General features: G+C 64.2%; 13 protein-coding genes. 4 read left to right on the forward strand and 9 right to left on the reverse strand.

Annotated features, from left to right (window positions below):
- Positions 1–223: 223 nt before the first annotated feature.
- From GA0061099_RS19130 to GA0061099_RS19145, 4 genes are all read right to left on the reverse strand, one after another.
- Entirely contained in the window at positions 224–481 is a 258-nt protein-coding gene (locus tag GA0061099_RS19130) for a hypothetical protein (RefSeq protein WP_036009816.1), read from the reverse strand.
- A 121-nt stretch (positions 482–602) separates the two neighbouring features.
- Complete coding sequence (locus GA0061099_RS19135; protein WP_036031666.1) at positions 603–815, reverse strand: hypothetical protein; 213 nt, start codon at positions 813–815, stop codon at positions 603–605.
- Between the two features lie 151 nt (positions 816–966).
- Complete coding sequence (locus tag GA0061099_RS41250; RefSeq protein ID WP_167361664.1) at positions 967–1,143, reverse strand: hypothetical protein; 177 nt, start codon at positions 1,141–1,143, stop codon at positions 967–969.
- A 123-nt stretch (positions 1,144–1,266) separates the two neighbouring features.
- A complete protein-coding gene (locus GA0061099_RS19145; protein ID WP_036009819.1) occupies positions 1,267–3,003 on the reverse strand; it encodes an adenylate/guanylate cyclase domain-containing protein in 1,737 nt (578 codons plus the stop codon).
- 317 nt (positions 3,004–3,320) lie between these two features.
- Here GA0061099_RS19145 and GA0061099_RS19150 point away from each other — a divergent pair, with 317 nt between their 5' ends.
- The gene (locus GA0061099_RS19150) at positions 3,321–5,510 is read left to right on the forward strand and encodes a lytic transglycosylase domain-containing protein (RefSeq protein ID WP_036031662.1); all 2,190 of its coding nucleotides are present in this window, start codon (positions 3,321–3,323) and stop codon (positions 5,508–5,510) included.
- Between the two features lie 176 nt (positions 5,511–5,686).
- Here GA0061099_RS19150 and GA0061099_RS19155 read toward each other — a convergent pair whose 3' ends face one another.
- The 3 genes from GA0061099_RS19155 to GA0061099_RS19165 are packed head-to-tail and all read right to left on the reverse strand — an operon-like array spanning position 5,687 to position 6,623.
- The gene (locus GA0061099_RS19155) at positions 5,687–6,049 is read right to left on the reverse strand and encodes a hypothetical protein (RefSeq protein ID WP_036031661.1); all 363 of its coding nucleotides are present in this window, start codon (positions 6,047–6,049) and stop codon (positions 5,687–5,689) included.
- Positions 6,046–6,234 (reverse strand): hypothetical protein, encoded by a 189-nt coding sequence (locus tag GA0061099_RS19160; RefSeq protein WP_036009825.1) that lies wholly within the window; start codon positions 6,232–6,234, stop codon positions 6,046–6,048. Before GA0061099_RS19160 ends, GA0061099_RS19155 begins: the two co-directional genes overlap by 4 nt.
- Positions 6,231–6,623 carry a hypothetical protein gene (locus tag GA0061099_RS19165; RefSeq protein WP_036031659.1) on the reverse strand — a complete coding sequence of 131 codons (393 nt, stop codon included), beginning with the start codon at positions 6,621–6,623 and terminating at the stop codon, positions 6,231–6,233. Before GA0061099_RS19165 ends, GA0061099_RS19160 begins: the two co-directional genes overlap by 4 nt.
- Positions 6,624–7,262: 639 nt before the next feature.
- Here GA0061099_RS19165 and GA0061099_RS19175 point away from each other — a divergent pair.
- The 3 genes from GA0061099_RS19175 (at position 7,263) to GA0061099_RS19185 (ending at position 10,399) form a co-directional block, all read left to right on the forward strand.
- Positions 7,263–9,248 carry a PAS domain S-box protein gene (locus GA0061099_RS19175; RefSeq protein WP_036031657.1) on the forward strand — a complete coding sequence of 662 codons (1,986 nt, stop codon included), beginning with the start codon at positions 7,263–7,265 and terminating at the stop codon, positions 9,246–9,248.
- Positions 9,245–9,916 (forward strand): response regulator transcription factor, encoded by a 672-nt coding sequence (locus GA0061099_RS19180; protein ID WP_036031655.1) that lies wholly within the window; start codon positions 9,245–9,247, stop codon positions 9,914–9,916. The genes GA0061099_RS19175 and GA0061099_RS19180 overlap by 4 nt, the downstream gene beginning before the upstream one ends.
- A 96-nt stretch (positions 9,917–10,012) precedes the next feature.
- Positions 10,013–10,399 (forward strand): response regulator transcription factor, encoded by a 387-nt coding sequence (locus GA0061099_RS19185; protein ID WP_036031653.1) that lies wholly within the window; start codon positions 10,013–10,015, stop codon positions 10,397–10,399.
- Positions 10,400–10,453: 54 nt separating this feature from the next.
- Here GA0061099_RS19185 and GA0061099_RS19190 read toward each other — a convergent pair whose 3' ends face one another.
- Both GA0061099_RS19190 and GA0061099_RS19195 read right to left on the reverse strand, forming a co-directional pair.
- Entirely contained in the window at positions 10,454–11,425 is a 972-nt protein-coding gene (locus tag GA0061099_RS19190; RefSeq protein WP_036031651.1) for a tripartite tricarboxylate transporter substrate binding protein BugD, read from the reverse strand.
- Between the two features lie 176 nt (positions 11,426–11,601).
- The gene (locus GA0061099_RS19195; RefSeq protein ID WP_036031649.1) at positions 11,602–12,843 is read right to left on the reverse strand and encodes a threonine synthase; all 1,242 of its coding nucleotides are present in this window, start codon (positions 12,841–12,843) and stop codon (positions 11,602–11,604) included.
- Positions 12,844–12,890: the final 47 nt, after the last annotated feature.

Raw genomic sequence — 12,890 nt, forward strand, 5'->3', positions numbered from 1 at the left:
GGGCTCACGGAGAGCAATCCGCCCTGCCCTCAGCTCTCGTACACGACGCTGCCGCGTCCACCGCAAGCCCGGCTCGCGACAATGACGACCTCATGATCGCCCCTCGAGATTGAGCCGGGATGGGCGACACATACGTCATTTCCGAATTTCGGTAAAGCGGAATATTTTTATGCGGGCAGATTGACAGAGAAGCGAAACATCGACGAGACGGCGACGCCGAACATCAGGACCGCCCGCGCGAGCGTTGCGCCTGGGCCCAGGCGACAGCGACATCGCGTGGCGGGGCATCCACGCGCTTGATGGGGGTCAATTCGCCGGAGGCCGAGACGATCGCCGTTTCTTCGCGGCGGCAACGCGTGCAGACGAAGCGGACCTCGTGCGGCGACGCCGACCAGCTCGACCGTTTCACATTGGCCGCCATCGGCCAGGCATCGCAATGCGAGCACGACACCAGAAATCGACCGGGATCGAGCATACCCATTCCATTGGACTCCGCGTCCTGCCGCCTCCTTCAATGATTAATCCATGTGAATCGTTCCGGTGCTACAGCACCGCCGGCATTGGCTCGAGTGCCCTACCGGTTCCGCGCATCCGCAAAGTGCTCAGCGGGCGCCCTTGAGGGTGCAGGAGGTCGTGCAGGTGACCGTCGTGCCGCGGTCGCACGTTTTGCAGGCGCTGACGCACTGGTTCATGTCGCGTGGATTGTAGCTGTAGTTGCGCAACGGACAGGCCGCATTCGTCGAGCCGGTGATGTCCTGCTCCTGATCGCAGGCCGCCGTCATGAGCGCGAATATGATCACTGCAACGAGGCGCATGGGATTGCCCTGTCAGACATGGCAAATCACACTCACGAGGCGCGCTGCATTGCAGCGAACCCCGGCCTTCCCACCAACGAGTGTCGCCGACCGGCGATGCTCGCTTGCTCCAAGGATGCGCGCCAAACGTTAAGAACGGATTTCAGCCGGCTCAGGCCGCAGCCGTCGTCGCGATCGCCTGCCGGATATCGACGGCCAGCTGACGGTACTGTTCCCCGAGCTTCAAATAGAACTCGCGCTTGCTGCTGTCGGTGGCGAGCTTGGCGATCAGCTCGCATTCGGCGGTGAGCGTCTCGAACCGTTCCAGCCTGTCTTCGAGATGTGTCATCGGCGTGTCCCCCATCAGACGCCTCATGGACATCCAACCTAAGCCCGGGAAATAGGTCACGGCGAACATCGTTATGGAGTAGCATCTTTTTTCCGGCGCGGCGTGCCGACCGCAAAGGCACGGCTATTTCTGCTCCAGCCGCCAGACGCCGTCCCAATCGGGATCCGGCGGATTGGCCACAAATTGAGCGATGCGGCCGAGCATCGTGCGCGAGGGGCCGTCGCCGGGGACCGCCTCGAGCGCCGCGTTGAAGGCGGCGCGGGCCTCGTCGAAGCGCCGCGCACGATAGGCGGCGAGACCATCGGCATAATGCGTGCGCAAGCTCACTTGCGCATCGCTGAGCGCGCCCGGTCTCGCCATCAGCTCGAAGATCGCCTGCGGCGCGCTTTGGCCCGCGACCGCCAGACGATCGATCTCGCGCAATTCCAGGCGCGATCCGATCCCGTCCGCGGTCGCCTGCGAGATCAGGATGCGGGTGCCGTAGACCTTGTTGACGGCCTCCAGCCGCGAGGCGAGATTCACGGCATCGCCCATCACGGTGAAGCTCATCATCAGCTCGGAACCGATACTGCCGGTCAGGACCTCGCCCGTGGCGATGCCGATGCGAAGATCGCACGGCGCCGGCATGGCGCGGATGCCGAGCAGGTCCGGCAGCTGCTTCTGCAGCGCGGGCACCTGATCGGTCATCTCGACGGCGGCGAGCCCTGCGAGCAGACCCTGCTCATCCTCCTCGATGAAGGGCGGCCCCCAATAGGACATGATGGCGTCGCCGATATATTTGTCGATGATCCCGCGATTGTTCCTGATGGGAGCGGACATCACGGTGAAGTAGTGGTTCATCACCTTGACGAGGCCGCGCGGCGTCATGCCCTCGCTCATCGAGGTGAAGCCGCTCATGTCGCAGAACAAGATGGTCATCACCCGGCGCTCACCGTCGATGGCGACCTCCGGCCGGTCGATCAGGCCCTGCACCACCTTCGGGTCGATGTAACGGCCGAAGGTCTCGCGAATGCGCTCGTTGTGCCTGAGCTGCTCGATCATGCGGTTGAAGGCGGCAGCGAGCTCGCCGATCTCGTCCTGTGTCGAGACGGTGATGGGCTTGTCGAACCGGCCCGCCTCGACCTCGCGGGCGCCGGCCAGCAGCAGGCGCACCGGTCGCGTGATGCCGCTACTCACCAGCAGCGCAAACACGAAGCCGACGATCGCCGCGAGCAGGGTTACGACCCCCGACACGATGATGGTCTGGTGCTGGCGGCCGATCACCTGAGACGTCGAGAAATAGACCTGCGCCAGCATGTCGGCGCGGATCGCATCGACCTTCCGGTTGAACGCATCGCGCAGCGTGTCGAGGTGTTCCAGCGTGCCGCGGGCCGCGGCCATATCCTTGGCGTCGACCTGCTTGAGCAGTTTCGCATTGCCCTCGTCCAGATCGCGCCGCAGCTCGGTGACGGAGCTTTCGATCCGGACATCGAGCCGTGCCAGCGCGGCGTTGTCGGAATACGTCCTGGGGTCGTCGATGATCGCGTTGATGAGCTTGCGAGCGGCCTCGGCCTCCCGCTCGAAATTGCGGTCCAAGGCCTCGAAGTCGCGAAGCCGCGCCGCGTAGGCCTCCTCGTCCGACGGCGCCTCCATCCTGGTCATCACCATCCGCCGCTGCGCCAGCGCCCGTTCCAGCGAGCGGATGTTCGCGCGCGCCAGATGGCTATAGGCGGGGATGTAGCGGTTGGTCAGCTCGTCGAGCAAAATGCCGACCTGGCTGGACATCACCATCGACAGGATCGAGGTGACCAGCATCAGGACGATCAATCCGAGCGCGATGCCGACGATCTTGCGCCGGATCGACTGGTTGAAAATCGGCATAGGTACAGGGCAAAGGTTGAAAGGATGAAGAGAAGGCACTCATACACCGGATTTCGCCGAGGGAACACGCGCAATCTGGCCGTTCCGGCGTCCTGTACCGTGCGCAATCGTCGCGCGAGTCCAGATCGTTAACAAAGGTTAAAGCCACTGCCTCTTCCGTCCTTTCGGAAGTTCCCCAGTTCCAATCCGTATTTTGCCGCATTGTTGCGACAGCCTGAGGATGCGACACGATGCCGACGCATCGTTCGGTACTTTGATTCGCAAGCCGCATGTCGCGGACCTTGGTTTGTAGTGGTTTTCGCAGGGGGGACCATCCAATGAACCAGTGCCTACGCTCGCTCGCGTGTGTCGTTGCCGTGGCCGCGATGGCCCTCCTTCCCACCGAGCTTGCGGCGAAGAGCAGTCAAAAATCATCCGCACCGAAGAAGACGCATGAGGCGAAAGCGGGCAAGCACCGCCACGCCTCCGCCGGCAAAGCGCGGCACGGCAAGCACGCCGAGGCCAAGCGCAAATCGAAGAAGGCGGTCGAGGAGCCCGCGGCCAAGCCGGCGCTGCCGCCGCTGACCGGCGATCTCGCCGCGCTGAAGGACGCCATCGACCTGACGCGCAAGGGCAAGACCGAAGACGCGAGCGCTGCGCGCGACCGCATCACGGACCCTGCCGGACAGAAGCTCGCCGACTGGTTCATGCTGCGCCATCCCGACAGTACCGCGAATTTCAAGCGCTACGCCGCCTTCCTCGCCGCCAATCCCGGTTGGCCGAGCAGCGCCCTGCTCCGCCGCCGTGCCGAGGCACGGCTGTGGCAGGAGAAGGCCGACGCGGCCATCGTGCACAAGTTCACGATGGATCGCCCGACCAGCGCCAAGGGCAAGTTCGCACTCGCGCGCGTCCTGCTCGCCGAAGGTGAGACCGACAGGGCTGCGCGGCTGGTCCGGGAAACCTGGCGCGCGGAGGAACTGTCCGAGCGGAGCGAAGAGGACTCCTATGCGGCGTTCGGCGACCTTCTGTCCGCCGACGATCACCGCGCGCGCATGGACAAGCGCCTCGGCGCCAAGGATTATGCAGGTGCGCGGCGCGCGGCGAAGCGGCTCGGCGAGGACGCGCTCGCGATCGTGAAGGCCTGCGCCGCCGTCACCGGCAAGGCGAGCAAGGCCAAGGATCTGCTCGAGGACGTCGCGGCCGAGGAGCGACGCGATCTCGGTTACGTGCTGTGCCGCGCGCAGTGGCATCTTCAGAACGACCGCATCGACGACGCGGCCGAGGTGATCCTCGCTGCCAAGCCCGACATGATGGCCGCGCAGGACACCGATGCCTGGTGGCGCGAGCGCCGCATGCTGGCGCGCAAGCTGCTCGATCAGGGCAAGGCCAGGATCGCCTATGACGTGGTGCACACGGCCGCGGTGCCGGAAAAGGAGGTCTACCGCGTCGACTATCACTTCATGTGCGGCTGGATCGCGCTACGCTATCTCGACGATCCCAAGACGGCGATGGTGCATTTCGCCTCGATCGACGCTGGCTCGTCCAATCCGATCGCGCTGTCGCGGGCGCATTACTGGCGCGGCCGCGCGGCCGAAGCCATGGGCGCGGCGGCCGACGCGCGCATGAGCTACCGGGCGGCGGCGCGCTATCACACCGCCTATTACGGCCAGCTCGCCCGCGCCAGGCTCGGCCTCGACGGCATCGAACTGCGTCCGCCCTCGCCGGTGCTGGCCTCGGCCGATGCGCAGCTTGCGGACGAGCGCGTGCGCGCCGCCGACATGCTCTACGGCATCGGCGAGCGCGACATGGTGTTCTATTACGCCGAGGATTTCGCCAAAGAGAGCACCGACGTCGCCGCGCTGGAAGCGCTCGGCGAGCTTGCGGGCCGGCGCAACGATGCGCGCGTGATGCTGGAGGTCGGCAAGACCGCGCTGGCGCGCGGGCTCGCGCTTGACCATTACGCCTTCCCGACCATCGGCATCCCCGAGCACAAGCAGGTCGCACCGGCGATCGAGACCAGCGTGATCTATTCGGTGGCACGCACCGAGAGCTCGTTCGAGCAGCGCGACAAGTCGCATGCCAACGCGGTCGGGCTGATGCAGGTGACGCCGGAAGCGGGACGCGACACCGCGAAGCGCTTCGGCCTGACTTACGACTGGGACAGGATGGTCTCCGACCCCGTCTACAACACGCAGATGGGCGCCGCCGAGCTCAGCGCGCTGTTCTCGGAATATCGCGGTAACCAGATCATGACCTTCGCCGGATACAATGCCGGCCGCGGCCGCGTGCGTGAATGGGTGCAGAAGCGCGGTGATCCCCGGGACCCCAACATCGATCCGGTCGACTGGGTCGAGCGCATCCCGCTGTCCGAGACGCGCAACTACGTCCAGCGCGTGATGGAGAACGTGCTGGTCTACCGGGCAAGGTTCGAGGGCAGCAGCATGATCGCCGGCAAGAGCGACCGGCGCGTGGTGACGCACGAGGCCAGCGCAACGGAGCCAGCGGCGGCCGCAGCACCCATTCCCTGATCAACGCCGCCGGGGCTGGACGCGGCGCCTGCAAGAATACGGTGCTGCGGCTTCTACGCGCGTGCAGCCGCGCAGCTAAAGCGCGATGCGATTAGGATGAATCGTCATCGCGCTTTACGTTATTGTTTGAGCATGATCGTTTCGGAAAACCGCTTCACACTTTTCCGGATCATGCTCTAGGTGTCACCTCCTTCCATCGTGATCGGGTCGCGACTGTCCAAATAGGCGCCGGTCAAAGCTCTCGCGAAGGTCCAGGCAGTGATCGTGCAGCCCCAGCACCAGACGGCACTCATCACCGTCAACGTCTGGATCATGCTGCCAGCGGCGAGCTCGACCTTGCCGGCGATTGGTTCCGTCCGCCCAGGCACCGGCCAGTGCATGAACAGCGTGGAGAATTCGCCGCGCCGGTAACAATCGTCGTCACAGTAACGGCGCTGCGTCCGCGCATGGCGGACATAGCCGGAGCGGAGCGACCGCGAGCATGTGCTGCACGCGGCCGCGTGCAACGGCGGCTCGTGATTGACCACCACGAATTTCATGAAGCCGCTCTCACGCCATCTTTGGCGAGCGTCTCGCAGAACAGCGCGTAGCACTGATGATCGCAGTAAGGCAGACGCGTCGCGATCTCGCGCAAATAGCTGCCGCTGATCGGCTCGCAGCACTGCATGCACGAGGTCTGCCGGAACGGGGTCCGGCCGTTGACCAGCACGAACGCGAATCTCATGTGGCACCTCCCAAAGCGAAGCAGTAAACGCTGTCGAGCGGAGACAGTGCGGGCGGTGGAGCGCACAGATGGTTCCGGCCGTCCGGATTATCCCTGTTTCGCTCCACCTTTTGCGGTGGGATCAGAATGTATCTCCCGTCCTCCCGGCGCCGCGCATAGATCTGGCCGTCGATGTACTTGATGTCGGTCGGATAACAGTCGGCGCTGTTGCAACAACTGAGGCTCGGGTTATCAGGCATGTGCCAGGTGGAATAGAACTTTTCGTGCAGCGCCTGGTCCTGGGGTGGGTGCTTGCGATGAACGGCACCGTGTCCCGTCTCCTGTGCCTGGCCGGCCGCGATGGGGGCGATGAGAACGATCCAGCAGAAGAGCTTGCATGAGCGGTTCAACGCACGGCCTCCCGGATCAACTCTCCAATCCAGCCTTATGCGACCTGGGCCCGAAACAACCACCGGCGGTCGCGTTCGCTTCGCGTGCGGAAACGATCAACGCACTTCTTGGAGCAGAGCGCCGTGCGCCAGGAATAGTAGCGGATCAGGCCAAACTTGCCGCCGCACACCGCACAGCCCTTGACTGAGGAGCAACTATCGGACGCCGATGGGCGACGCTCAGGAAGTACCGACATATCGCACATTGCTGTCTCCCTCTGTTGCTTGCGCTTTTCTCGGCTGTTCGCTTCGACACTCCCGATGGTCGAGAGGCTAGTCCGCCGGGCACGAAACGCTCAATTGTACGGAGGTAAAATGGCCGACATGACTAGGCATGGAGGAGCTATACCTAAGTTTGTCCCGTATTCGCCCGGGCCCACGCGGCCCGAGTTCAACGAGACGGCGCACGACGCACCGGCTGCACGGTCACCGTGAACCTCGGCCGGCACGGTGTCCTTGAGGCGCCGCAATGGACCTGGCGGTGAGCGGACGGTCCAAAGGCGAACGTCATGACGGCCGACCCGACTTTGGCTGGAATTGCTCCTCTGGCCGCAACGTGCTCTACTCCTGTTCACGCAGAGAGTGCCGGGAGCGTCAGCGATGAAGCCTGGCCGGGCAGCGACGTTCGGAAAGTCAGCCGCGCAATTCCTCGTCGGCTGCTTGAGGCAAACTGTTCCTACCAAGCAGCGCACCGATGCCAATGCCGCCGACTTGCTTGAAGCGGTCAAGCAGTGGCAGCAGGTCTTCGAGCACACGCCGGTCATGTACTTCATGGTCGATCCGGCCGGTACCGTGATCAACGTGAACACATTCGGCGCCGAGCAGCTGGGCTACACGCCGGCGGAGTTGATCGGCCGATCCGTGCTGGATGTCTTCCTCGCGGAAGATCGCGCCACTGTCCGCGCCTGTGTCGCGTTGTGCCTCAAGACCCTTGATCAGTCACACACCTGGGAAATCCGGAAGGTTCGCAAGGACGGCTCGAAGTTATGGGTGCGCGAGAACGCCAAGGCCATGCTGCGGGCCAATGGCGGGCCGATCGTGCTGGTCGCCTGCGAGAACATCACCGAACGGAAGGAGGCCGAGAACGCGCTGCGACAGAGCGAGGCTTATCTCGCCCAGGCGCAGGAATTGAGCCACACTGGTAGTTTTGGCTGGAAGGCCGCAACCCGCGAGATCACCTGGTCCAAGGAGACCTATCGCATCTTCGAATGCGAGGAAGGGACGAAGCCCGCGATCCCCTTCATGCTCCAGCGGATCCATCCGGAGGACCGGCTCGCCGTGCAGCAGACGACGGGCCGGGCGGCGCGCGAGGGCAAGGACTATGATCACGAATACCGGCTGGTGATGCCCGACGGTTCCATCAAATACGTCCGAGCGGTGGCACGGGCAACGCGAGATGCTAGCGGTCGCGTTGAGTTCGTCGGATCGGTCACCGACATCACGGCGACCAAGGAGGCAGAACGCAGGCTTCGTGACAGCGAGCAGCGCTTTCGCGATTATGCCGAAACTGCGTCTGACTGGTTCTGGGAAACCGGGCCGGACCACCGGGTCACCCAGATATCCGAGCACTCCGATACCAACACCGCCCCCGCCGGCCTGATCGGGCTCACGCGTTGGGACATTGCGCCCGACGCCGCTCTCGAGCCCGAAAAATGGCGACAACATCGAGCGGCGCTCGACGCCCACGTCCCGTTCCGCGACTTGGTGTACCGCAGCAAAGACCGTAGTGGGCAGCCGATCTACGTCCGGACCAGCGGCAAGCCCTTCTTCGACGCGGACGGCACTTTCCTGGGCTACCGTGGCGTTTGCACGGACGTAACCGCCGCCATCCGGGCCAACCAAGCCGAAGACGCGCTGCGCAAGGCCCAGGCCGAGCTCGCCCATGTGACACGTGTCACGACACTGGGTGAGCTGACCGCTTCGATTGCGCACGAAATCAATCAGCCTCTCGCTGCAGTGATCGCAAACGCCGACGCCTGCCTCGCCTGGCTGCAGCGCAGTCCGCCGGATCTCAAAGCGGCCCGCCGCTCGGTCGAGTGGATCATCGAGGACGGCAGGCGTGCCGGCGACGTGATCCGTCACGTTCGGGCGCTCGCCAAGCGTTCTGACATCGAGATGGTTCCGCTCGACGCCAATGCGGTCGTGCGGGAGGCCGTCGCGCTGGTTCAACGCGAGATGGCCAGCCACGCCGTGTCCGTCCGCATGGAGCTGTCGTCGGCACTGCCGAGGATCTTTGGCGATCGCATCCAATTGCAGCAGGTCCTGATCAACCTGATCATGAACGGGATCGAGGCCATGGCAGACGTCCACGATCGCCCGCGCGAGCTGGCGATCCGCTCACAGGCGAGCGGCGATGGCGCGATGCAGGTGAGCGTTTCCGACTGCGGAACCGGCATCAGCGAACAGGCGATAGACCGCCTGTTCACGCCGTTCTTCACCACGAAGTCCTCCGGCATGGGCATGGGTCTGTCGATCTGTCGATCGATCATCGAGGCCCATGGCGGACGACTTTCCGCCATACCAAATCAGGAGCGCGGCGCGACTTTTCAGATCACCTTGCCCCTCCACCGAGAGGAAGCATCGTGACCGAGCGCGCGGAATCTTCGCCGCCGCAGAAGGACGGCGATCAGCCCCTTGTCCTCATCGTCGACGACGACGCGTCCATGCGCCGTGCGCTCACCAATCTGTTCGAGTCGGTCGGTCTCAAGGTCGAAGCATTCGGCTCGGCGCCGCAGCTCCTGCAGGCCAAGCCGCCAGACGTCCCGAGCTGCCTGGTGCTCGACATCCGCCTGCCCGGAACGAGCGGCCTCGAGCTGCAGGCCGATCTTGCCAAGGCAAATATCCACACGCCTATCATCTTCATTACCGGTCATGGCGATATCCCCATGACGGTTCGGGCCATGAAGAGCGGGGCGATCGACTTCTTGACCAAGCCGGTCCGCGATCAGGACATTCTCGACGCAGTTCAGGCCGCGATCGAGCGAGATCGCAAGCGCCGCGACCTCAACAGGATGGTCTCGACGGTCAGATCACGCTTCGAGTCACTGTCCTCGCGGGAGCGAGACGTATTGTCACTGGTGACGTCCGGCCTGATGAACAAGCAGGTCGCCGCCCAGCTCGGATTGGCCGAAATCACCGTCAAGATCTACCGCGGCCAGATCATGCGGAAGATGGGCGCGAAGTCGCTGGCCGATCTGGTGAGAATGAGCGAGGCGCTCGGGATCGGCCCGAACAAGCCCGATGCACAAACCTAAGTATGAGTTTCCAATCGTGACCGGCAGGTCCACCTTGCGCCTTTATGTTCTAGCCGTGGCGACGGCAAGCGTAATTCCCGGCGAGGAGCGGACGTCTTGTCAGTGGCTTCGGTCATCTCGGTGCTTGACGACGACCCCTACGTTCGGGCCGCGATCAACAATCTCCTGGAATCGCGCGGATACAACGTCCACACATTCGCCTCGGCGGAAGAGTTCCTGAGCTCGACCGATTCGAGCGACACCTCGTGCGTGATCGCCGACGTGCAGATGCCGCTGATGAGCGGAATCGATCTGTTGACAAAGATGCGGGCGCAGGGGTCGGCTACGCCGTTCATATTCATCACAGCTTTCCCGGATGAGGGCGTGCGTGTGCGGGCGCTCGATGCGGGCGCAATCTGTTTTCTCGGTAAGCCGTTCGCCGCCTCGGATCTGATGCAATGCCTGGACCGTGCGCTGGCACCAGGTCACCAAACCACGTCGTGAGCGCCCCGCCGCCAGCAAACGCGGCGGTGACGCCGCGAGGAGTGCGCCGCCGGTTCAATCCACCTTGATGTTGGCCGCCTTGATGATCGGCCACCATTTCGCGATCTCGGCCTTTTGCCGCGTGCCGAGCGCTTCGGGCGTGAGCTGATCCTTCGGTGTCATCTCGAGACCCTGGCTTTCGAGCTGCTTCCTCACCGCAGGATCGTTCAGCGCCTCCACGGCCGCGGCGTTGAGCTTCGCGACGATCTCCTTCGGTGTGCCCTTCGGCACCCACATGCCCGACCACAGCGTCATGTTGAAGCCTTTCAGGCCCGCCTCCTCCGCGGTCGGGATCTCGGGTGCGGAGGCGAGGCGTTTGTCGTCGGTGACGGCGTAGGCGCGGATGGTGCCGGCGCGGACCTGGCCGATGGAATTGGAGGTCTGGTCGACGATGATGTCGATCTGGCCGGCGATGAGATCGTTCAATGCCGGTGCAGTGCCGCGATACGGCACGTATTGCAGCTTGATGCCGGAGACGCTCTCGAAATAGACGCCGGCGATGTGGCTGCCGGAGCCCGCGCCGGCCGTGCCGGCGGTCGGCGGCGACGGTCGCGACTTCAGCCAGTCGATCAGCTCCTTCAGCGAGGTCGCCGGCACCGCATTCTTGCTGACCACGATCATCGGGTTGCTCGGCAGCAGCACTACCGGCTCGAGATCGGCAACGAGGTCGAATTTGAGCTTGTAGACGGCGCCGTTGGCGACGTGGGTCCCGAGATGGCCGAACGAGATGGTGTAGCCGTCGGGCGGCGATTGCACGGCACGGCCGACACCGATCGAGCCGCCTGCTCCGGTGACGTTCTCGACCACGACCGGCTGGCCCAGCGGCACCCGCATACGCTCGGCGAGCACCCGCGCCATTGCGTCCGAAGGGCCCCCGGCCGCGAACGGCACGATGATGGTAATGGGACGCGAGGGAAAATCGTCGGCGCGCGCGGCGCCTGCAACAGCGAGAACAGCAATCAGCGCAGCCCAGAAGGCCTTCTTCATTGTCTTCTCCCCAGTGATGTCTTTTTCTTCACCTCGCCCCGCTTGCGGGGAGAGGTCGAATTGCGAAGCAATTCGGGTGAGGGGGAGTCTCCGCGAACTCAACTGTCACTGTGTTTGCGGAAGCAGCCCCTCACCCCGACCCTCTCCCCGTAAGAACGGGGAGAGGGAGAAGCAAGTTAGAACTTCGAATAGTCAATCGGCTTGTGGCGATCGAGCGTGCGGGTGACCGGCGGCAGCGGATATTTCAGGCCGGTCGCGCAGTTGAACAGCATGACGCGATCGGTCTTGCTGACCCGGCCGTCGGCGAGACTTTCCTTGTAGGCGGCGTAGGTCGCGGCGCCCTCGGGGCAGAGCAAGAGCCCCTCCTCGCGCGCGACCTCGTTCAGCGCCGCCGAGATCTTGTCGTCGTCGACCGCGATGGCAAAGCCCTTGCTCTCGCGCACCGCGCGCAGGATCAGGAAATCGCCGATCGCCTGCGGCACACGGATGCCCGAGGCGATGGTGTGGGCGTCCTCCCAGCGCGTCGCATGCTCGGTCCCGGCCTCATAGGCGCGCACCATCGGCGCGCAGCCGGAGGCCTGCACCGCGACCATGCGCGGACGCTTCGAGCCGATGAAGCCGATCTTCTCGAGTTCGTCGAACGCCTTCCACATCCCGATCAGGCCGGTGCCGCCGCCGGTCGGATAGAAGATCACGTCGGGCACGTCCCAGCCGAGCTGCTCGGCGAGTTCGAGGCCCATCGTCTTCTTGCCCTCGATGCGGTACGGCTCCTTCAAGGTCGAGGTGTCGAACCAGCCGACCTTGGCCTTGCCCTCGCCGACGATCTTGCCGCAATCGTCGATATAGCCGTTGACGCGGTAGACGGTCGCGCCCTGCAGCTCGATCTCGCTGACGTTCACTTCGGGCGTGTCAGCCGGGCAGAAGATCGTGGTCTTGATGCCGCAGGACGTGGCGTAGGCCGCCAGCGCCGCGCCGGCATTGCCGTTGGTCGGCATCGCCATATGCTTGATGCCGAGCGCCTTGCCCATCGACACCGCCATCACGAGGCCGCGCGCCTTGAACGAGCCGGTCGGCAGCCGTCCCTCGTCCTTGACGATGATCTCGCCGCCGCCGAGTTTTGCGCCGAGCTTCGGCAGCCGGACCAGGGGCGTCGTGACTTCGCCGAGCGAGACAATGTCCTTGCATTTGCGCACGGGCAAAAGCTCGCGGTAGCGCCACATGTCGCCGGGGCGCTGGGCGAGCGCATCCTTGGTCAGCGCCTTCTTCACGCCCGCGAGGTCGTAGCGTACCAGAAGCGGCTTGCCGGCCTTGGAGAGGTTGTGAACCTCGTCGGCCGCGTAATGATCGCCCTCCATCGCGCATTCGAGATGGGTGACGAAGGTCGGACGTTCGATGGTGAGATTGTCGTTGTCGTGCATGGGATGATTTCCTTCTTGTTCTGCAAACAGCTCTCTCTGCTCGTCAT

Origin of the sequence: Bradyrhizobium yuanmingense (genome assembly GCF_900094575.1) — a bacterium.
GTDB lineage: Bacteria > Pseudomonadota > Alphaproteobacteria > Rhizobiales > Xanthobacteraceae > Bradyrhizobium > Bradyrhizobium yuanmingense.

Coding starts and splice junctions, on each gene's coding strand:
- GA0061099_RS19195 (WP_036031649.1), bottom strand. CDS start 12,843: ATGCACGACAACGACAATCTCACCATCGAACGTCCGACCTTCGTCACC.
- GA0061099_RS19145 (WP_036009819.1), bottom strand. CDS start 3,003: ATGCCGATTTTCAACCAGTCGATCCGGCGCAAGATCGTCGGCATCGCG.
- GA0061099_RS19155 (WP_036031661.1), bottom strand. CDS start 6,049: ATGAAATTCGTGGTGGTCAATCACGAGCCGCCGTTGCACGCGGCCGCG.
- GA0061099_RS19160 (WP_036009825.1), bottom strand. CDS start 6,234: ATGAGATTCGCGTTCGTGCTGGTCAACGGCCGGACCCCGTTCCGGCAG.
- GA0061099_RS41250 (WP_167361664.1), bottom strand. CDS start 1,143: ATGACACATCTCGAAGACAGGCTGGAACGGTTCGAGACGCTCACCGCC.
- GA0061099_RS19175 (WP_036031657.1), top strand. CDS start 7,263: ATGAAGCCTGGCCGGGCAGCGACGTTCGGAAAGTCAGCCGCGCAATTC.
- GA0061099_RS19150 (WP_036031662.1), top strand. CDS start 3,321: ATGAACCAGTGCCTACGCTCGCTCGCGTGTGTCGTTGCCGTGGCCGCG.
- GA0061099_RS19130 (WP_036009816.1), bottom strand. CDS start 481: ATGGGTATGCTCGATCCCGGTCGATTTCTGGTGTCGTGCTCGCATTGC.
- GA0061099_RS19135 (WP_036031666.1), bottom strand. CDS start 815: ATGCGCCTCGTTGCAGTGATCATATTCGCGCTCATGACGGCGGCCTGC.
- GA0061099_RS19190 (WP_036031651.1), bottom strand. CDS start 11,425: ATGAAGAAGGCCTTCTGGGCTGCGCTGATTGCTGTTCTCGCTGTTGCA.